The following is a 19,781-nucleotide window of genomic DNA, read 5'->3' as shown; positions in this document are numbered from 1 at the left end:
GGCAGCGGGGGCCGGCGGGCACCAGGTTTGACGACCGGCCGCCTCGGCGCACGCGGGAACATCCCGCGCGACGCCGGGGCGGCCGGTCACCTTGATCCCCCACCGACCCCACCCGGCGCGGTGGCGGCGCGGCAGCCGCTACGCTGCACCATCGCTCGCACTCCAGGAGGTTGCGCTGAGACTCGAACTGCGCGGCATCACCAAGCGGTTCGGTGATCTGGTCGCCAACGACCACATCGACCTGACGGTGGAGCCTGGAGAGATCCACGCCCTGCTCGGCGAGAACGGCGCCGGCAAGTCGACCCTGATGAACGTGCTGTACGGGCTGTACCAGCCCGACGAGGGCGAGATCCTGGTTGACGGCAAGCCGCTGAAGCTGAAGGGCCCGTCCGACGCGATCGCCGCCGGGATCGGCATGGTGCACCAGCACTTCATGCTGGTGCCGGTCTTCACCGTGGCCGAGAACGTGATGCTCGGCGCGGAACAGACCAAGGGAAGCTTCACCGGCTTCCTCGACCGGCGGCGGGCCCGGCGCGAGGTCGCCGAGGTCTCCGAGCGGTACAACCTCCGGGTCGACCCGGACGCGGTGATCGAGGACCTGCCGGTCGGCATCCAGCAGCGGGTGGAGATCGTCAAGGCCCTCACCCGCGACGTCGATCTGCTCATCCTCGACGAGCCGACCGCCGTGCTGACCCCGCAGGAGACCGAGGAACTCCTCACGGTCATGCGGTCGCTCAAGGAGGCCGGCAAGTCGATCGTGTTCATCACCCACAAGCTGGGCGAGGTCAAGGCCATCGCCGACCGGATCACGGTGATCCGGCGCGGGAAGACGGTCGGCACCGCCGAGCCGAGCGCCAGCCGCGACGAGCTGGCCGCGCTCATGGTGGGCCGCAGCGTCCGGCTGACCGTGGACAAGAAGTCGGCCCAGCCGGGCAAGCCGATGCTCGAGGTCGCCAGCCTGGTCGTCGACGACGACCGGCAGGTCCGCGCGGTCGACGGCGTGGACCTGACCGTGCACGCCGGTGAGGTGCTCGGCATCGCGGGCGTGCAGGGCAACGGGCAGACCGAGCTGATCGAGGCGATCATGGGGCTGCGCCCGGTGCTCGCCGGCTCGATCAGCCTGGACGGCGAGGCCGTGCACGGCTGGTCGACCAAGAAGGTGCTCCGCGCCGGCGTCGGCTACGTCCCGGAGGACCGCAGCGTCGACGGCCTGGTCAAGGAGTTCTCCGTCGCGGAGAACCTGGTGCTGGACATCTACGACCAGCCGCCCTTCGGCAAGGGCCTCTCGCTCAAGCCGGACGCCATCGCGAAGTCGGCGAAGGAGCGGATCGAGCAGTTCGACGTCCGCACCTCCTCGGCGGACGCGGCGGTCGGCACCCTCTCCGGCGGCAACCAGCAGAAGGTGATCGTGGCGCGGGAGCTGTCCCGGCCGCTGAAGCTCTTCATCGCCGCCCAGCCCACCCGGGGCGTGGACGTCGGCTCGATCGAGTTCATCCACAGCCGGGTCATCCGCGAGCGGGACATCGGCACCGCCGTCATGGTGGTCTCCAGCGAACTGGACGAGGTGATCGGCCTGGCCGACCGGATCGCGGTCATGTACCGCGGCCGGATCATCGGCATCGTCGGCCCGGACACCCCCCGCGAGGAGATCGGCCTGCTGATGGCCGGCATCACGCCGGACACCGCCACCACGACCGCTGACCGCCCTGGCAACGAGGACGAGGCATGACCAACCCAGACCCGGTGTCGGGCTCCCCCGACAAGGAGCCGGCGACCGAGGCGCAGGAGGCGCGGACAGAGGCCCGGGCGAACCCGCCCGCGCCCGCCGGCGACACCGAGCGGGCGGTGCCCGCCACCGCCACCAGGCAGCCCCCGGCCGCGGAGCCCCGCCCCACGCTGGGCCGGCTCTTCCTGGACAACCTCTGGGCGGCCAACACGGTCACCGTGACCGTGCTCGCGGTGCTGCTCGCCATGCTGGTCGGCGCGGTGCTCATCATCGTCTCCGACCCGGAGGTGCTGGCCACCTACGGCTACATCACGGCCCGCCCGGCGGACGCCTTCAACGCCAGCTGGACCGTGGTCAGCGAGGCGTACGCGAACCTGTTCAAGGGCGCGATCTTCGACCCGGACGCGGTCGGCTTCACCGCCGCGATGGGCCCGATCTCGGAGACGCTCACCTACACCGCGCCGCTGGTCTTCACCGGCCTGGCGGTCGCGCTCGCCTTCCGGGGCGGCCTGTTCAACATCGGCGCCCAGGGTCAGGCCACCATCGGCGTCATCCTGGCCGCCGTGGCCGGCTTCGCGCTGCCGCTGCCGCCCGGGGTGCACCTGCTCGTCGCGCTGCTCGCCGGCGCGCTCGGCGGCGCGCTCTGGGGCTTCGTCCCGGGCATCCTCAAGGCGCGCACCGGCGCCCACGAGGTGATCAACACGATCATGCTCAACTACGTGGCCGTCTACTTCCTGTCCTGGATCATCGTCCAGAGCGGGGTGCAGAACCCGAACCGGTCGGACGCGATCAGCAAGCCGGTCGAGTCCTCCGCCCAGCTGCCCCGGCTGCTCGGCGACAACCTGCGGGTGCACGCCGGCATCCTGGTCGCGGTGCTGGCCACCTGGTTCATCGCCTGGCTGCTGAACCGCTCGACGCTCGGCTTCGAGCTGCGCGCGGTGGGCGAGAACCCGGACGCCGCCCGGACCGCCGGCATCAGCGTGACCAAGACGTACGTGCTGGTCATGGTGATCTCGGGTCTGCTGGCCGGCCTCGGTGGGTCGAACATGGTGCTCGGCTCCACCGCCAACGCGCTGACCCCGCTGGTGATCGCGCAGATCGGCTTCGACGGCATCCTGGTCGCCCTGCTCGGCCGGGTGAAGCCGTGGGGCGTGCTGCTGGCCGCGCTGCTGTTCGGCGCGCTCCAGGCCGGCGGCAACCGGATGCAGTCGTACTCCGGGATCTCGCTGGAGCTGGTCACCGTGCTCCAGGCGCTCATCGTCATCTTCATCGCCGCGCCGGCCATGGTGAAGGCGATCTTCCAGCTCCGGGCGGCCCGCGCGGCCCGGCTGCAGACGAGCCTCGCGAAGGGCTGGTGAGCATGTCCACCACCGCTGTCCCCGAGGTCGCCGTGACCGCGGTCGACGAGGGTTTCTGGACGCGTGCCCGCAAGACCGGGGCCGTCCTGTTGGGGCTGGGCGTGCTCGCCACGGTGCTCTTCGGCGCGCTCGCCACCGACCAGCAGGCCCGCTTCACGCTCAGCGAGACCGAGGGCGGCGCCGCCCTGGAGATCAACGGCACGGTCGGCGCGATCCTCTTCGGCATCATCGCCGCCGCGGCCGGGGCCGCCCTGCTCGCCGGGGTGCCGAAGCGCTGGTTCACCCTGGTGCTCGGCGTGGGGCTGGTCGCCTTCGTGCTGAGCTTCCTGTGCTGGCAGGTCTCCGCCGCCCCCGAGGGCCGCAACTTCATGCCGCTGGTCAACGTCATCCGGGGCACGTTCATCCTGGCCCTGCCGCTGATCTTCGGCGCGCTGGCCGGCGTGCTCTGCGAACGCTCCGGCGTGGTGAACGTGGCGATCGAGGGCCAGTTGCTCATGGGCGCCTTCTCGGGCGCGCTGTTCGGCAGCATCTCCGGCAGCGTCTGGGTGGGCCTGGTCGCCGCCGCGATCGGCGGCGCGGTGATCTCGCTGCTGCTGGCCGTCTTCGCCATCCGCTACCTGGTCGACCAGGTGGTCATGGGCATCGTGCTGAACCTGCTGGCGGTCGGCGTCACCGGCTTCCTCTACGAGCGGCTCATGCAGACCGACGCGACGAAGTACAACAGCGCGCCGCGGTTCAGCAACTGGGAGATCCCGCTGCTCAAGGACATCCCGCTGCTCGGTCCGGCGCTGTTCCGGGGCAACATCTTCCTCTACGTCGGCCTGCTGCTGGTGCTGGTCATCCACATCGCGCTGTTCCGCACCCGCTGGGGCCTGCGGACCCGGTCGGTGGGTGAGCACCCGACGGCAGCCGACACGCTCGGCGTGAAGGTGCTGCGACTGCGCTACCGCAACGTGATCATGGCCGGGCTGGTGGCCGGCGTCGGTGGCGCGTCGTACACGCTGGCGCTCTACTCGTTCACCAAGAACATGATCGGCGGCAAGGGCTTCATAGCCCTGGCCGCGCTGATCTTCGGCCGGTGGAGCCCGACCGGCGCGCTGCTCGCCGCGCTCTTCTTCGGGTTCGCCGACCAGCTCGCCACCTACCTGGGCGCGATCGGCAGCAGCATCCCGAGCCAGTTCCTCGCCATGCTGCCCTACCTGGCGACGATCCTGGCGGTGGCCGGTCTGGTCGGCAGGGTCCGGGCGCCGGCCGCCGACGGCAAGCCGTACATCAAGGGCTGACCGCCCGCGACGCAGCGTGCCCGGCGGGGTTGAACCCGCCGGGCACGGCCGTCTCCGGCCGCCACCGCGACCGATCAGCGTGAATTGGGCAGAATGGGAGTCGTGATGGAGATCGACTGGGAGCGGCTGCGGGCCGCCGCCACCGAGGTCATGCGGCACGCGTACGTGCCCTACTCGAAGTTTCCCGTCGGGGCGGCCGCCCTGGTCGACGACGGCCGGGTGGTCGTCGGCTGCAACGTGGAGAACGCCGCGTACGGCGTGGTCCTCTGCGCCGAGTGCGGCGTGGTCTCCTCGCTGCACGCCACCGGCGGCGGGCGGATCGTGGCGCTGTCCTGCGTCGACGCCACCGGCGAGCCGCTGATGCCGTGCGGCCGGTGCCGGCAGCTGCTGTGGGAGAACGGCGGCCCGGAGTGCCTCATCGAGGCGAAGGGCGGCACGCTGCGGATGGCCGAGCTGCTGCCGCACGCGTTCGGCGTGGAGGACCTGGAGGCGGTGACCGGCGAGACGCCGGTGCCGGTGGTCCCGGAGCGGCTGGCCGCCTGGCGGGGCCGGGGCACCGTCTTCGTGCACCCGGACCTCTCGGCCGGCCAGCAGGTGTGGACGGCGTACTGGGAGCGGTCGGCCGGTGACACCGAGGGCGCCGAGACCGGCGTGCTGGAGGAGGGCCCGACCTGGGACGACCCGGCGGAGGCGATCACCTGGGGGCTGGCCCGGACGCCGCGCGTCGTCGTGGTGGACGCGTCGGGCACCATCTTCTGGGCCGGCGATGGCGAGCCGCCGCTGGAGATCCCGATCCGCTGGTCCCCGGCCTGAGCCGGGACACCGGTTCCGGAACGACGAGGAAAGATCATCTGATGAGTGCATTCACGGCGGTTGACGTCATCCGGGCCAAGCGGGACGGGGGCGTGCTGAGCGACGGCCAGATCGACTGGGTGGTCGACGCGTACACCAGGGGGTTGGTGGCCGACGAGCAGATGTCGGCGCTGGCCATGGCGATCCTGCTGCGCGGTATGACCGCGCCGGAGATCGCCCGGTGGACCGCCGCGATGATCGCCAGCGGTGAGCGGCTGGACCTGTCGGCGGTGGCCCGGCCGACCGTGGACAAGCACTCCACCGGCGGCGTCGGCGACAAGATCACGCTGCCGCTGACCCCGCTGGTCGCGGCCTGCGGCGGGGCCGTGCCGCAGCTCAGCGGCCGGGGCCTCGGCCACACCGGCGGCACGCTCGACAAGCTGGAGTCGATTCCCGGCTGGCGGGCCGCGCTGAGCAACGACGAGTTCATCGCCCAGCTGCGCGACGTCGGTGCGGTGATCTGCGCGGCCGGCGAGGGGCTGGCCCCGGCCGACCGCAAGCTGTACGCGCTGCGCGACGTCACCGGCACCGTCGAGGCCATCCCGCTGATCGCCAGCTCCATCATGAGCAAGAAGATCGCCGAGGGGACCGGCGCCCTGGTGCTCGACGTGAAGGTGGGCTCCGGCGCCTTCATGAAGAACGTCGACGACGCCCGCGAGCTGGCCCGGACCATGGTGGAGCTGGGCGGGGCGCACGGCGTGCGCACGGTTGCCCTGCTCACCGACATGTCCACTCCGCTGGGCCTCACCATCGGCAACGCGGTCGAGGTGACCGAGTCGGTCGAGGTGCTGGCCGGCGGCGGCCCGGCCGACGTGGTGGAGCTGACCCTGGCGCTGGCCCGGGAGATGCTGACCGCGGCCGGCCTGCCGGACGCCGACCCCGAGGCGGCGCTGCGGGACGGCCGGGCCATGGACGCCTGGCGCGCGATGATCCGTGCCCAGGGCGGCGACCCGGACGCGCCCATGCCGAAGGCCCCCGAGGTCGAGGTGGTCACCGCGACCGAGGACGGCTACGTGGCCGGGATCGACGCGTACGCGATGGGGGTGGCCGCCTGGCGGCTCGGCGCGGGCCGGGCCCGCAAGGAGGACCCGGTGAGCATCCCGGCCGGTGTGGTGCTGCACAAGCGCCCCGGCGACCCGGTACGCGCCGGCGAACCCCTGTACGAGCTGCGCGCCGAGCACGCCGAGCGGATCCCGGCGGCGCTGGCCGAGGCGGAGCGGGCGGTCCGGATCGCGCCCCACGCCCCCGCCGCGACGCCGCTGGTGATCGAGCGGATCGGCTGATCTTTCCCGGTCATGGTGCGGCGGCGACCGAGCCGCTATTGTCGCAGGCCAAGGGGGGACCGACCGGCGATGAGCCGTTGCGAGCAGACAGGGACCTGAGCCGTGCGCGTACCCGCCCCCGATCCCCGGGCCGTTCGTGAGGCGAGCCTCGACGAGCTGTCCCGGCTGGGCCTCCCGCTGCCGCCCCCGCAGTTCCCGCTGGTGTGGGAGCCGGGGGACGAGATCGAGCTGCGCCCCACCCCGGAGATCGAGGCACGGATCGCGGTGCTGCACGTGATCCTGGCCCGCTGCTTCGGGATGCCGGCGCAGGCGGCCATGAGCTGGCTGCTGGAGTCGCACCTGGTCGAGATGGTGACCCCGCCGGAGTGGCAGTTCGTGATGGGGGGCAAGGGCGACCACCGGTCCTTCGTGCTGCACCACGACGCGCTCTTCTCGCTGGCCTGGGTGCTCGGGCTGGCCAAGGAACTGGACCCGACGGTGCCGGTGGACGAGCGGCTTGTCGAGCGGATGCCCAACCTGGTCACCGGGGAGAACTTCGGTCAGTGGCGGGCCCGGATCCTGGCCGCCCCGCAGCACCCGGCCGACGCGGCTGCCCTGCTCGACCTGCACTACTGCCTGGACTGGGCGTACCTGGAGGCGGAGGAGGCCGGCCTGGCGCTGCCCGGGCTGGTGGACGCCAACGCCATCGGGCAGCGCCGGTGGGCGCTGGAGTGGGCGGTGGTGCTGCGCGGGCCGTACCACGACGAGCCGCCGGGCTGGGAAGAGGTCGATCTCTCCACCTGAGCGGCGGTCAGCGCGGCCGGTGCACGCCGAGCCGCACGGCGAGGGTGACCGGCACCGGCTCGGGCAGCGCGGCGATCCGCTCGGCGAGCCGGGCCGGGTCGGCGTGCCAGGCGCTCGGACCCATCCCGACCAGGGTGGCCACCTCGGTGCGGCGGAGCTCCAGCCGGGCCCGGTGCTCGGTGGCGGACTCCTCCGTGAAGTGGGCGCTCAGGCTGCCGGCGACCCGGTCGGCCTTGGCCGGGTCCACCCGGAGCAGGTCGAGCGCGTCGACCAGCTCGGCGAGATGGTCCGCGGCCGGGGTGACCACCAGCAGCGCGCCCGCCGGGTCGAGCACCCGGTGGAACTCGGCGCCGTTGCGCGGCGCGAAGACGTTCAGCAGCACCGTCGCGGCGTGATCGGCCAGGGGGAGCCGCTGCCAGGTGTCGGCCAGCGCGGCGGCCGCGCGTGGGTGGGCCCGGGCCGCCCGGCGCAGCGCCGGCTTGGCGACGTCGAGGGCCAGGCCGACCGCGTCGGGCAGCGCCGCCAGCACCGCCGCGAGGTACCAGCCGGTCCCGGCGCCGGCGTCCACCACCAGGGGGTACGCCTCGTCGGCGCCCTCCGCGATCTCCCGGGCCGTCCCGGCGAGCGCGGCGGCCACGGTGCCGTAGTGGCCGGCGGCCAGGAAGTCGGCGCGGGCCGCCACCATCTCGGCGCTGTCCCCGGTGTGCGGGGCGCGGCCGGCGAGCAGGTTGACGTACCCCTGGCGGGCGATGTCGAAGCTGTGCCGGCGCGGGCAGCGCAGCGCCCGGGCGGTGCCGGCGGTGGTCTCGGCCAGCGGCTCCCCGCAGACCGGGCAGCGCAGCCGGGTCAGGATCCGGGCGTCCACGGTCAGGCCTCCGGGGCCGGGCGGCCGGTGAGGTGGTCGACCACCCGGTGGGTGAGCGCGCCCAGCGCGTCGATCTCCTCGTCGGTGAGCAGGTCGATGAGGTGCCGGCGGACGGCGGCGACGTGACCCGGGGCGGCGGCCTCGATGGCGGCGAGGCCGGCCGGGGTCAACACCACGATGGAACCGCGGCCGTCCGAGGGGTGCTCCTCCCGGGTGACCAGGCCGCGGTGCTGCATGCGGGAGATGTGGTGGGAGAGCCGGCTGCGTGACCAGAGCATCCGGTCGGCCAGCTCGCTGAGCCGCAGCCGCTGGTCGCGCGTCTCGGAGAGGTCGGAGAGGACGTCGTAGTCCGGTTCGGAGAGCCCGGCGTCCTGCGTCAGGTCCCGGGCCAGCTCCAGGTCGAGCAGGCGGCGCATCCGGCGGTAGCCGCGCCAGGCCCGGTTCTCCCGCTCGTCCAACCACCGTGGTTCGTCCATGCACCGAGCCTAACCGAATGGTTGACACGTCATCAATGAGGCTCTAGGTTGATGACATGTCAACAAGCTTGCCGGCCCGCTGGGTCCGGCTCCTCGCCGGCCTGGCGCTCTTCGGCGTCAGCGTCGGGCTTCTGGTCCGGGCCGACCTGGGACTGGCATCGTGGGACGTGCTGCACCAGGGCCTGGCCGCGCGTACCGGGCTGCCGATGGGCGTGCTGGTCAACGGTGTCGCGCTGGTGGTGCTGCTGCTCTGGATCCCGCTGCGGCAGCGCCCCGGCGTCGGCACCGTCGCCAACGTCGCACTGGTCGGCCTGGCGTTGGACGCCACGCTGGCGCTGCTGCCGCCTGTCGGATCACTCGCCGGCCGCGTTTCCCTGCTGCTCGCCGGCATCCTGCTCAACGGCGTCGCCACGGCCCTCTACCTCGGAGCCCGGCTCGGCCCCGGTCCGCGGGACGGCCTCATGACCGGCCTGGCGGCACGCGGCCTGCCGATCGGGCGGGTCCGCACCCTCATCGAGGTGGTGGTGCTCGCTCTCGGCTGGCTCCTCGGCGGCACGGTCGGTCCCGGCACCCTGCTCTTCGCACTGGCCATCGGGCCGCTCGTCCAGTACCTCGTCCCCCGACTCACCGCGCCGGCCCCGGTCCGGCCCGCCCCCGCAGGAGTGACCACGCCATGCCCCGCCTGAACGTGATCGTCGCCAGCACCCGGCCCGGCCGGGTGGGCCGGCGGATCGGTGACTGGTTCGCCGCGGCCGCCGTCCGCCACGGCGGCTTCGACGAGGTACGCCTGGTCGACCTCGCCGAGGTCGGACTGCCGTTCCACGACGAGCCGCACCACCCCTCGGAGGGGATCTACCTGCACGAGCACACCCGCTCCTGGAGCGCGACCACCGCCGCAGCCGACGCCTTCGTGCTGGTGATGCCCGAGTACAACTACGGCTTCAGCGCGCCGCTGAAGAACGCGATCGACTACCTCTACCACGAGTGGCGGCACAAGCCGGTGGGCTTCGTGAGCTACGGCATGAGCTCCGGCGGCCTGCGAGCCGTCCAGATGATCAAGCAGGTGGTGACCACGTTGAACATGGTGCCGGTCAACGAGGCGGTGACCATCTTCCTGCGGCAGGCGCTGGACGACGCCGGCGAGCTGCGGCCCGATCCCGGGCGGGAGGAGGCGGCGGACGTGATGCTCGACCAGGTCGCCCGGCTGGCCACGGCGCTCGCCCCGCTGCGGGCGGTGGCCGCGTGACCGCCCGGCTGTGGGAGCTGTTCGGCGAGCGGGGTCGCGGGGTGCTGGTCACCCTGCGCCGGGACGGCCGGCCGCAGCTCTCCAACCTCGACTACCTGGCCGAGCCGGGGCTGATCCGCTGCTCCACCGTGGGCGACCGGGCCAAGGTGCGCAACCTCCGGCGCGACCCGCGGGCCAGCTTCCACGTGAGCACCGCCGACGGCGGGGCGTACGCGGTGGCCGAGGGTCGGGTGACCATCACCCCGCCGGCCGCGGCCACCGACGATGCCACGGTCGAGGAACTGGTCGAGGTCTACCGGCGGATCCGGGGCGAGCACCCGGACTGGGCGGACTACCGGGCGGCCATGGTGGCCGACGGCCGGCTGGTGCTGCGCCTCACGGTCGAGCGGGTGTACGGCTGGCGGCCGTGAGCCGGCCCGGTCCGGTGCCGCTTCCCGACGGTCGGTGACTAGGGTCGGTGCATGGCAATCTCGTACGAGGACATCGTCAAGGTCCCGAAGGCGCTGCTGCACGACCACCTCGACGGCGGTCTGCGGCCCGCGACGATCGTCGAGCTGGCCGCCGAGGCCGGCCACGAGCTGCCCACCACCGACCCGGAGGCGCTGGGCCGCTGGTTCGCCGAGGCGGCGAACTCGGGTTCGCTGGAGCGCTACCTGGAGACCTTCGCGCACACCGTGGCGGTCATGCAGACCGGGCCCGCGCTGCGCCGGGTGGCCCGCGAGTGCGCGCTCGACCTGGCCGCCGACGGCGTGGTCTACGCCGAGGTCCGGTTCGCCCCCGAGCAGCACCTGGAGCAGAACCTGAGCCTGGACGAGGTGGTCGACGCGGTGGTCACCGGCTTCCGGGAGGGCAGCGCCCTGGCCGCCGAGGCGGGCACCCCGATCCGGGTCGGCACGCTGCTCACCGCGATGCGGCACGCGGCCCGGTCGCAGGAGATCGCCGAGCTGGCCGTGCGGCACCGGGACACCGGGGTGGTCGGCTTCGACATCGCCGGCGCGGAGGCGGGTTTCCCGCCCACCCGGCACCTGGACGCCTTCGAGTACCTCCAGCGGGAGAACTTCCACTTCACCATCCACGCCGGCGAGGCGTTCGGGCTGCCGTCGATCTGGCAGGCGATCCAGTGGTGCGGCGCGGACCGGCTCGGGCACGGCGTCCGGATCGTCGACGACATCACGCCCGGGAATCCGCCGGTGCTGGGCCGGCTGGCCGCGTACGTCCGGGACAAGCGGATCCCGCTGGAGCTGTGCCCCTCGTCCAACGTGCAGACCGGGGCGGCCGCGTCGATCGCCGACCACCCGATCGGGCTGCTGCGCGACCTGCGCTTCCGGGTGACGGTCAACACCGACAACCGGCTGATGAGCGGCACCTCGATGTCCCGCGAGATGGCCCTGCTGGTGGACGCCTTCGGCTACGGCTGGAAGGAACTCCAGTGGTTCACCATCAACGCGATGAAGAGCGCCTTCATCCCGTTCGACGAGCGGCTGAAGATCATCGACGAGGTGATCAAGCCGGCGTACGCCAAGCTGATCGGCTGATCACGGCTGCCGCGGGTGGCCGGCGAGCAGGGCGGCCACCCGGCGCAGCACCTGCCCGGCCCGGGCCGCCTCGGCGCCCAGCCCGGTCTGCCGGCGCAGCACCGCCGGCTCCGCCCGCAGCAGCGCCACCCCGCGCCGGACCAGCACGCGGGGCGCCTTGCGCTGCTCGGCCAGGTCGCGGGCGAGCCGGCGGACGAAGGTCGCCCCGCGGGGGCGGCGCAGCGCGTACGCCCCGGCGAGCAGGCCGCGCCGGCGGCACTCCTCGACGATCTCGGCGGCGAAGATCCCTTCGGCAACGAAAAGTGGCGATCCGTCGACGTCGAATGGCCGAGTGGCCACCCGGCGGTCCGCGCCGATCGCATAAACCGGCACTTCGGCCTTGCCGTCCCGGGCCAGTCGGGCGATTGTTTCCACCGCTGTGTCCGCATCCCAGGACAGCGGGGACTCCCAGTCCACCTCTCCGTTCCGACGCGGCAACGTAGGGTCATCGCCGTCCTTGTAGAAGTCGTCGAGGCAGAGGACGGGAAGTCCGGTTCGCTCGGCTATATACGACTTTCCGGAGCCGGAAGGGCCAGCGAGCAGGACAACGCGGTGCGGGTGTTCCATTACGGTCAGTGACTCCGGCCAGACGGATTGCTATCAAATTGCATCAACATCTCATCACACCTCCGGCGAGGGACAACCTGGGCTTTCTCTTTGCGGGGCGGCGTGATGGAATCTCGGAGGTCCGACCCGCCGGGTCGGTCGCTCGGCGTTGCCCACAGGCGACGCCGGACGCGGTAATGCGAGGGCGGTGACGTGAGCAAACGGCCAACGACGGCGGGCTCCTTCCTGTCGCGTCTGAGCCGGCCGGCCAGCCGGCTCCGCGACATGCCGATCTGGTCCAAGCTCGGCCTGATCATGATCGTGCCGACCATCGCGACAGTCGTGGTCGGCACCAGCGGTCTGGTCGACCACCTGGAGACGCTGAACAATGCCAACCGAGCCGGTGACCTGGCGAACCTGATCTCCTACTCGGGTGACCTGGCCGACACGCTCCAGGACGAGCGGGTCAGCTCGGTGCTCTTCCTCAGCTCGAAGGAAGTGCAGACGCGGGCGCAGTACCAGGAGTCCTACAACCGGGCCAACCAGCGGGTCGACCAGGCGAAGGCGCCCTACTCCCGGCAGCGCCTCGAGATCGACGACCTGCCGCGCACATTCGAGGCCCGGCTGAAGATCGTCGACCAGGGGCTCTCCGATCTGCCGGGCACCCGCAGCCAGGTCTTCAACGGCAAGCTCAGCAGCGACGCCGCGCAGACGTCGTACGAGGGTCTGATCAACAACCTGCTCTCGATCCGCGACTCGGCCATCCAGCTCGCCGGCGACAACGATCTGAGCGACCGGATGCGCGCCGCGGCCGCGGTCGCCCGGCAGAAGGAATACCTGGCCCAGCGCCGGGTGATCGTGCACGACGCGCTGAACCAGAAGCGCCTCACTCCGAACCTGCGCGAGCAGCTCATCGCCAGCGGCACCGGCCAGACGCAGGCGTTGGAGAGCTTCAAGGCGGTCGCCAACCAGGCCGACTCCCAGTTCTTCGACCAGACCGTCTCCGGCTCCGACCTGCGCAAGTCGGACCGCTACACCAGCCTCATCGGCTCGAACACCTCCGGCGACCTGCGGCAGCCGCCGTTCGGGACGGACGAGTGGGACGCCACCATGGTGGCCCACGCCAAGCTGATCCGCACGGTCGAGAGGCGGCTGGACGGCAACGTGGTCCGCCAGGCCGGCGAGCTGCGGTCGGACACCCAGCGCCAGGTGTTCCTGGAGACCGGCCTGCTGCTCAGCATGCTGCTGCTGGCCATCCTCTTCGCCTACCTCGTCGCCCGCTCCATGGCCCGTTCGCTGCGCGACCTGCGCCAGGGCGCCCTCTCGGTGGCCCAGTACGGCCTGCCGCAGGCGGTGGCCCGGCTGCGCGACCCCCAGGTCACCGGGCAGCTCACCCCGGTCCAGCTCGCCAACCAGATCGCCGAGCCGCTGCCGGTGCGCAGCAAGGACGAGTTCGGCCAGGTGACCGAGGCGTTCAACGCCGTCCACCTGGAGGCCGTCCGCACCGCGGCCGAGCAGGCCGCCCTGCGGGCCTCCGTCGCGACCATGTTCGTCAACCTGGCCCGCCGGTCGCAGATCCTGGTCGACCGGCTGATCGGCCACCTCGACCGGCTGGAGCGCGGCGAGGAGGACCCGGACCGGCTGGCCGAGCTGTTCCAGCTCGACCACCTGGCCACCCGGATGCGCCGCAACGACGAGAACCTGCTGGTCCTCGCCGGCGCGGACTCCACCCGCGTGCAGCGCGAGCCGGCCGCCCTGATCGACGTGCTCCGCGCCGCGCAGTCCGAGGTCGAGCACTACACCCGGATCGAGTTCGGCGTGATCGACCGGGACATCGAGGTCGCCGCGCATGCGGTCAACGACCTGGTGCACCTGGTCGCCGAGCTGTTCGACAACGCCACCGCCTTCTCCCCGCCGGACTCGCAGGTCATGGTCGAGGCCCGCCGGGTGGGTGACCGCGCCTCGCTCTACGTCGAGGACCGGGGCATCGGCATCAGTCACGAGCAGCTCCGTGACCTGAACGAGCGGCTGGCCACGCCGCCGCAGGTGGACGTGGCGGTCTCCCGGATGATGGGCCTCGTCGTGGTCGCCCGGCTGGCCTCTCGGCACGGCGTCAAGGTCGAGCTGCGACCCGGCGCCGACCGGGGCACCGTCGCCGACGTCACGCTGCCCACCTCGGTCCTGGTGCCGCGGGCCCTCGCCGGTCGCGGCCAGCCCGTGCCGGCCCTCCCGGCCGCCGGCCCGCAGCAGGGCGGTCCCGCACCGGCGTTCGGCCAGGGTGGTCCCGCGCCGGCCTTCGGCGCCCTGGCCGCTCTGGGCAACGGCCCGCACACGCCGCCGCCGGTCCCGCACCCGGGCACGTCCGGCAACCAGGTCACCCTGGGCGGTCGGTCCTTCGACCCGGCGCACCGGAACGGCTCCGGCACGCCGGCCAACGCGGGCGGGGCCCGGTCGATGCCGGCCTGGTCCGACCTGACCGGCGCCGGCGCCCTGGCCGGCGGTGACGGCTTCAACCCGCGGAACCCGAACGGCCAGCCGATCGACCCGCTGCCCCAGCGGCGCAACCCGGCCGAGGCCGACCCGGCCTCCACCGGCCAGCAGCCGGCCATCCCGCGGCAGCTGCCGAGCAGCCCCGAGGCCCGGCCCTACAACCCGCCGCCGGTCTCCGCCCCGCCGGTCCCGCCGGTGTCGGCGCCGCCGCTGCCGCCGGTCTCCGGTGTCCCGGTCTCGGGTCACCCGACCTCCGGCTATCCGACCTCCGGCTATCCGACCTCCGGCTACCCGGTCTCCGGCTATCCGGTGTCGGCGTCGCCCGTCTCCGGTTACCCGGTGTCCGGGGCGCCGGTCTCCGGCCAACCCGTGTCGGCCGCGCCCAGCGCGGGCTACCCGGTATCGGTGCCTCCGGTGAACCAGGCGCCGCCGCGTCCCGCCCCGCCGGCTCCGACGCCGCACGTCGGCGCCCCGCCGGTCTGGCCGCCGGTCGCGACGCCCGACCAGGCCGCGGCTCCGGCCGTGCCGGAGCGGCTCGCCGCCGGTCTGGACATGACCACCGAGCTGCCCCGGGTCAACCGCCCGGAGACGCCGCCGGCCGTCAACCGGCCCGCGCCGGCCCCCGCGCCGCGGCCGGCGACCCCGCAGCAGCCGGGCAACCGCCAGCGGTACGCGGACGAGACGATGGAGCTGCCGATCTTCCGGGAGCTCGAGTCGGCCTGGTTCCGCACCAGCCGGCCGGCGCCCAAGGAGGAGGCGGCGGCAGCGCAGCCGGCCGCGGCGCAGCCGGCCGCGCCCAACGGTGCCGCGACCCAGCAGTTCGCCAGGGTCGACGCCGCCGGTCGGACCGTGCAGCAGACACCACCCGGGACGACAGGTAACACACCGATGGCACAGACTCCGACGGCCGGCGGAGCGCCGCAGGACAACGGCTCGGCGAACGGGGGTGCCCGTCCCGGTTACGCCGGTGCGCTGCCGACCCGGCAGCCCGCCGCCCCGCCGCAGCAGCCCGGTTGGCAGACCGCGGCCGACGACGGATGGCGGGCCGCCTCGGCGGCCATCGAGGTCCCGGTCGAGGAGACCACCCAGAAGGGCCTGCCGAAGCGGACGCCGATGGCGCAGCTCGTGCCCGGCGGCGTCGAGAAGCCGTCCACGTCGGTGCAGCGCCGGACGCCGGAAGGCGTACGGGGTCTGCTTTCGGCCTACCATCGGGGCGTGCAGCGGGGGCGCAACAACCCGACTGACAGCAACTCCACCGGCCCGGAGGGGACTCCGGGCGGGCAGCAGTCCTCGCAGTCTGGCTCAGGCCCAGTGGCCGGGAGCGGGCAGAAGGAGCAACAAGGATGACTACTACGCAGGATCTCGGATGGCTGCTGGCCAACTTCGCCGACCGGGTGCCCGGTGTGGCGCACGCGGTCGCCGTCTCCGCCGACGGCCTGCTCCTCGCTGCGTCCCGTGATCTTCCGCGGGACCGCGCGGACCAGTTGGCGGCGATCTCGTCCGGTCTGGTCAGCCTGACCCAGGGCGCGGCCCGCTGCTTCGAGGGCGGGGCGGTGCTCCAGACCGTCGTCGAGATGGACAACGGCTTCCTGTTCCTGATGTCCATCTCGGACGGCTCGTCCTTCGCCGTGCTCGCCGCGCGCAGCTGCGACGTCGGGCAGGTCGGTTACGAGATGGCCCTGCTCGTCGATCGGGTGGGCGATGCTCTGACCCCGCAGCCGCGCACGGCTGTCGGGATGATGGGCTGAACGACGCGCTGACCGGTGGGTCAGAAGCGGCAACAACTACGACAAGGACGAACACCACCGGGGCGAGCCGGTGCCGGGTACGAAGGAGGTGAGCGGCGAGATGGTCGATCGTGACGAACCGACCGGAGCGTTGGTCCGTCCATACGCCGTGACCCGCGGTCGTACCCGCCCCCGGCTCGAGATCGCCCTGGAGGCGCTCGTCGAGACGACGGTGCGCGGCCGGTCGGTTGCCACTGGCAACGGTGGCCAGGGCCGGGAGCACCAGTACATCGCCGCGCTGTGTGACGGACGTGTGCAGTCGCTCGCCGAGATCGCGGCGCGAATGCAACTTCCGCTCGGCGTGGCCCGGGTGCTCATCGCCGACATGGCGACGGACGGCCTGGTCGCGGTCCACGAGCCGACCATTTTGGACGACTCCGACGACGCGGTGGGCACTGAACTGCTGGAGAGGGTGCTGAGTGGACTTCGCAGGCTCTGACATGTCGCACCGGCCGCCTGCCCCGAGCGGGCGCGTGACGTCGGCGAAGATCGTTATCGCCGGTGGATTCGGCGTCGGCAAGACGACGCTGGTCGGCTCGGTCTCGGAGATCACGCCGCTGACCACCGAGGCGATCATGACCTCCGCCGGCGTGGGCGTCGACGACACCCGGCAGGTGCCGGGCAAGACGACGACCACGGTGGCCATGGACTTCGGTCGTATCTCGATCGACCGCGACCTGATCCTGTACCTGTTCGGTACGCCGGGTCAGACGCGGTTCTGGTTCATGTGGGACGAACTGGTCCGTGGTGCGATCGGCGCCGTGGTGCTGGTCGACACCCGCCGGCTGGCCGACTGCTTCGCGGCGATCGACTTCTTCGAGCACCGGCGGCTGCCGTACCTGGTGGCCATCAACTGCTTCGACGGGATGCAGTACCACGACCCGCAGGACGTCCGGGACGCGCTCGCGATCTCCTCGGACGTTCCGGTGGTGGCCTGCGACGCCCGTAACCGGGAGTCGACGAAGCACGTGCTGATCTCGCTGGTCGAGTACGTGCTCACCATGCGGCGCTCGCGGGCCGTCGCCCCCGCCTGACCCGGTGACGAAGCGCCCGGCGGCCATCGGCCACCGGGCGCTTCTCGCTGTTCGCCGTCCGGTACGCTGCGCGGTCGGCCGGTGACCGTCCCGCTGGGACGGTCCGGCCCGGACGGTCAGGCGTACGGCCGCCAGGCGCCCTGCGTGACCACGTAGACGGCGAGCGAGTCGGCCTCCATGCCACCGTGCCGGGCGGCCGTGAAGGCGTACCCGCCGGCGATGCCCTCGGCCACCTGGGTCTGCAGGAACGCCCGGATCCGTCCACGGTCGAGGCTCACGGCCATCCGCGCCGACGCGGCGAGGAGCTGGAGCGCATCCGAGGCGTACGGGGCGAAGGTGTTGGAGGTGCCGTACCGCTGGGTGTAGCGGTAGTTGAAGTCCCGCCGCTCCAGGTCGGCCGTGCTGGTCGCGGTGAGCGTGGAGGTGGACAGGCAGGCCGGGTGCACCGCGTACGCCCCCTCGACCGCGGCGGCGTTGGCGGCGCTCAGCGTGTCCTCGGCGACCGCGCCGGCGTCGAAGAAGAGCGGCCCGCGGTAGTCGGCCCGGCGCAGCTCCCGGGCGGCCACGCCGGAGTCGGGGGCGGCACCCCAGACGATCACGCCGTCCGGGTCGGCGGCGGCGATCCGCCGGGCGGCGCCGGCGAAGCTCCGCCCGGTCTCGGGCAGCCGGACCGTGCGGACCAGGTCGGCGTCGCCGTCGCGCAGCGCGGCGCGTACCGCCTGCACGCCGGAGTCGCCGTGCAGCCCGTCGGCGGCCAGCAGCGCGACCCGCCGTACGCGCTGCGTCCCGACCAGGCCGGCGAGGCGGCGGGCCACGTCGACGGCGTCCGGGGTGAGCTGGAAGCTGAAGGTCCGTTCGGTGAGCGGCAGCACGACGCCGTCTCCGAGGCCCAGCGAGAGGAACGGGGTCTTGACCTTCTGGGCCGCCTCCGCGAGGGCCACCGAGGTCTCCGCCAGGGTGCCGCCGACCAGGGCCTGCACGCCCACGCGGGTCAGCTCGGCCGCCTGCCGGGCCGCCTCCCGCGGGTTGCTGCGGTTGTCCCGGATCTCCAGGCGGATCGACCGCCGCAGGTTGCCGACCGGGATGCCGGCCTTGTTCAGCGCGTCCGCGCTGATCTCGAGGGCCCGCTGCTGGGGAATGCCGAGCGCGGCGCCCCGGCCGGTCAGTTCCAGGCTGGCGCCGACGACCAGGTCCTGGCCGCTCGGGGCGCTGCTGGCCGACGACTCCTCGTCCGGTCGCTCGCCCTGCTGTCCGCAGCCGGCGAGCAGCAGGCTGCCGGCCGCCGCGGCGAGGACGCCCCGACGGGTGAGCACGGAGGAGTCGAATGCCGCTGTCGCCATTGGAGCCGCCTTCCCACCCCCGGCGAACATCCGCCGCCGGCTGGTCCGCCGGGTATGCTCCCGGCCGGCCGCGCCCGGCGTCAAATTATCCGGGTGTGGGCAGGAACACGCGGGTGGGGTGGGACGGGACTCCGATCAGGACCGGTAGCCCGCGGACCGGTACTCGTACTCCCGGTCGTCGTCGCGGTCGCCGGTGTCCCGGCTGAAGTCCCAGCCGCCAGCCGCCTCCCGGCCGGGGCGACCGCCGACGGCGAAGCCGCCGATCTCCTGGCCGCGACGCCAGCCCCGGAAGTAGCCGGTGGTGTTCTCGGCGAGGCTGGCCGCGTTGCGGACGATCCGGAGTGGACGCTCCTCGCGCAGCGGCGAGCCCGGCACCAGGTTGGCCTGCGGGACACGCTTGGGCAGGCCGGCCTTGGTCTCCGAGCCCACCGACGGGCGGGCTGCCTGCTCGGCCGCCTGCCAACCGGTGTCCGCGGTGGTCGACCAGTCCAGGTCGGCCTCGTCGCCGTGCCCGACGAACCAGGCGGACTTCGCCTGCGCGAAGATCAGCAGGTCGCCGTCGCCCTCGTCGGAGACCGGCGGCGGCCGGTGCTCCTTCGGCGCGGGACGCCGCTCGAGCGGCGGGGGCACCTCGGCGCGGGGCGCCGGGCGGCTCTGCCGGTTGGCGTCCGGCCGGTCGACCAGCCGCAGCGGCGGCGCGTCCAACCCGGGGTCGGTCGGCGGGTTCAGCTGGTCACGCAGCGCCCGGTCGGCCAGCGGCGGCGGCTCCACGAGCCGCAGCATCGGCGGCTCCTGCGGCAGGTCGTCGGCGAGCCACGGCGGGGTGACCCGGCCCGGGTCGCTCGGTGCGTCCACGCCCCGCCCGTAGGGGTAGGCCGGCGCCTCCGTGGCCCGGTCGTCCTGGTCCTCGCCGGTGTTGACCAGCGGCCAGTTGGCCCGGGAACCCGGGGGAGCGGTCTCCTGGCCGGGGCGGGGTGTCGGCACGGGGATGGTCAGGTCGGTGGCGCTGAAGCCGCCGGTCGGCGGCTCCTGCTGGGTGGTCTTGGGCCGGGGCGGGATGACCGTGCGCTGCCGCTCGGCCCGGGCCTTGTTGATGGCCGCGGTGGTCAGCGTCGGGCGGAACGGCTCCCCGGCATCG

The 19,781-nt window shown here is 73.1% G+C and carries 18 protein-coding genes and 1 pseudogene; 14 read left to right on the top strand and 5 right to left on the bottom strand.

The window, feature by feature from the left end:
• Positions 1 to 91 precede the first annotated feature (91 nt).
• From F8274_RS15845 to F8274_RS15820, 6 genes are all read left to right on the top strand, one after another.
• Entirely contained in the window at positions 92 to 1,729 is a 1,638-nt protein-coding gene (locus F8274_RS15845; protein WP_370518236.1) for an ABC transporter ATP-binding protein, read from the top strand.
• Positions 1,726 to 3,084, top strand: a complete 1,359-nt coding sequence (locus tag F8274_RS15840; RefSeq protein WP_151463158.1) for an ABC transporter permease — start codon at positions 1,726 to 1,728, stop codon at positions 3,082 to 3,084. The genes F8274_RS15845 and F8274_RS15840 overlap by 4 nt, the downstream gene beginning before the upstream one ends.
• Positions 3,085 to 3,086: 2 nt before the next feature.
• Positions 3,087 to 4,367 (top strand): ABC transporter permease, encoded by a 1,281-nt coding sequence (locus F8274_RS15835; RefSeq protein ID WP_151463157.1) that lies wholly within the window; start codon positions 3,087 to 3,089, stop codon positions 4,365 to 4,367.
• 105 nt (positions 4,368 to 4,472) lie between these two features.
• Complete coding sequence (locus F8274_RS15830) at positions 4,473 to 5,180, top strand: cytidine deaminase (protein ID WP_151463167.1); 708 nt, start codon at positions 4,473 to 4,475, stop codon at positions 5,178 to 5,180.
• Positions 5,181 to 5,221: 41 nt separating this feature from the next.
• Complete coding sequence (locus F8274_RS15825) at positions 5,222 to 6,502, top strand: thymidine phosphorylase (RefSeq protein WP_151463156.1); 1,281 nt, start codon at positions 5,222 to 5,224, stop codon at positions 6,500 to 6,502.
• Positions 6,503 to 6,604: 102 nt separating this feature from the next.
• Entirely contained in the window at positions 6,605 to 7,285 is a 681-nt protein-coding gene (locus tag F8274_RS15820) for a DUF4272 domain-containing protein (protein WP_151463155.1), read from the top strand.
• Positions 7,286 to 7,292: 7 nt separating this feature from the next.
• Here F8274_RS15820 and F8274_RS15815 read toward each other — a convergent pair whose 3' ends face one another.
• Both F8274_RS15815 and F8274_RS15810 read right to left on the bottom strand, forming a co-directional pair.
• A complete protein-coding gene (locus F8274_RS15815) occupies positions 7,293 to 8,150 on the bottom strand; it encodes a putative RNA methyltransferase (RefSeq protein WP_151463154.1) in 858 nt (285 codons plus the stop codon).
• Between the two features lie 2 nt (positions 8,151 to 8,152).
• On the bottom strand, positions 8,153 to 8,626 hold the full coding sequence (locus F8274_RS15810) for a MarR family winged helix-turn-helix transcriptional regulator (RefSeq protein WP_151463153.1): 474 nt from the start codon (positions 8,624 to 8,626) through the stop codon (positions 8,153 to 8,155).
• Between the two features lie 56 nt (positions 8,627 to 8,682).
• Here F8274_RS15810 and F8274_RS15805 point away from each other — a divergent pair, with 56 nt between their 5' ends.
• Genes F8274_RS15805 through F8274_RS15790 form a run of 4 tightly spaced genes read left to right on the top strand, consistent with a single transcriptional unit; the run spans position 8,683 to position 11,407 of the window.
• Complete coding sequence (locus F8274_RS15805; RefSeq protein WP_151463152.1) at positions 8,683 to 9,312, top strand: YitT family protein; 630 nt, start codon at positions 8,683 to 8,685, stop codon at positions 9,310 to 9,312.
• Complete coding sequence (locus tag F8274_RS15800; protein WP_151463151.1) at positions 9,300 to 9,872, top strand: NADPH-dependent FMN reductase; 573 nt, start codon at positions 9,300 to 9,302, stop codon at positions 9,870 to 9,872. The genes F8274_RS15805 and F8274_RS15800 overlap by 13 nt, the downstream gene beginning before the upstream one ends.
• Positions 9,869 to 10,282 carry a PPOX class F420-dependent oxidoreductase gene (locus tag F8274_RS15795; protein ID WP_151463150.1) on the top strand — a complete coding sequence of 138 codons (414 nt, stop codon included), beginning with the start codon at positions 9,869 to 9,871 and terminating at the stop codon, positions 10,280 to 10,282. Before F8274_RS15800 ends, F8274_RS15795 begins: the two co-directional genes overlap by 4 nt.
• Positions 10,283 to 10,333: 51 nt before the next feature.
• Entirely contained in the window at positions 10,334 to 11,407 is a 1,074-nt protein-coding gene (locus F8274_RS15790) for an adenosine deaminase (protein ID WP_151463149.1), read from the top strand.
• Here the strand turns inward: F8274_RS15790 and F8274_RS31975 are convergent, their stop codons facing one another.
• Entirely contained in the window at positions 11,408 to 11,746 is a 339-nt protein-coding gene (locus F8274_RS31975; RefSeq protein WP_225853816.1) for a hypothetical protein, read from the bottom strand.
• A gap of 459 nt (positions 11,747 to 12,205) precedes the next feature.
• Here F8274_RS31975 and F8274_RS15780 point away from each other — a divergent pair, with 459 nt between their 5' ends.
• The 4 genes from F8274_RS15780 to F8274_RS15765 all read left to right on the top strand — a co-directional run bounded on the left by F8274_RS15780 (position 12,206) and on the right by F8274_RS15765 (position 17,303).
• Complete coding sequence (locus tag F8274_RS15780; RefSeq protein ID WP_151463147.1) at positions 12,206 to 15,829, top strand: nitrate- and nitrite sensing domain-containing protein; 3,624 nt, start codon at positions 12,206 to 12,208, stop codon at positions 15,827 to 15,829.
• Complete coding sequence (locus F8274_RS15775) at positions 15,826 to 16,230, top strand: roadblock/LC7 domain-containing protein (RefSeq protein ID WP_111134940.1); 405 nt, start codon at positions 15,826 to 15,828, stop codon at positions 16,228 to 16,230. The genes F8274_RS15780 and F8274_RS15775 overlap by 4 nt, the downstream gene beginning before the upstream one ends.
• A 100-nt stretch (positions 16,231 to 16,330) precedes the next feature.
• Positions 16,331 to 16,708, top strand: a complete 378-nt coding sequence (locus F8274_RS15770) for a DUF742 domain-containing protein (RefSeq protein WP_091261430.1) — start codon at positions 16,331 to 16,333, stop codon at positions 16,706 to 16,708.
• A gap of 1 nt (position 16,709) precedes the next feature.
• A complete protein-coding gene (locus tag F8274_RS15765) occupies positions 16,710 to 17,303 on the top strand; it encodes an ATP/GTP-binding protein (RefSeq protein WP_091260490.1) in 594 nt (197 codons plus the stop codon).
• Positions 17,304 to 17,419: 116 nt separating this feature from the next.
• Here the strand turns inward: F8274_RS15765 and F8274_RS15760 are convergent, their stop codons facing one another.
• Positions 17,420 to 18,643 carry an ABC transporter substrate-binding protein gene (locus tag F8274_RS15760; protein ID WP_151463146.1) on the bottom strand — a complete coding sequence of 408 codons (1,224 nt, stop codon included), beginning with the start codon at positions 18,641 to 18,643 and terminating at the stop codon, positions 17,420 to 17,422.
• 135 nt (positions 18,644 to 18,778) lie between these two features.
• Positions 18,779 to 19,781: pseudogene (locus tag F8274_RS15755) on the bottom strand (transposase); the annotation flags it as partial.

Source organism: Micromonospora sp. AMSO31t, assembly GCF_008868175.1.
GTDB lineage: Bacteria > Actinomycetota > Actinomycetes > Mycobacteriales > Micromonosporaceae > Micromonospora.
The sequence above is the reverse complement of the archived record's forward strand: the minus strand, read 5'-3'. Positions and strand labels throughout refer to the sequence as shown.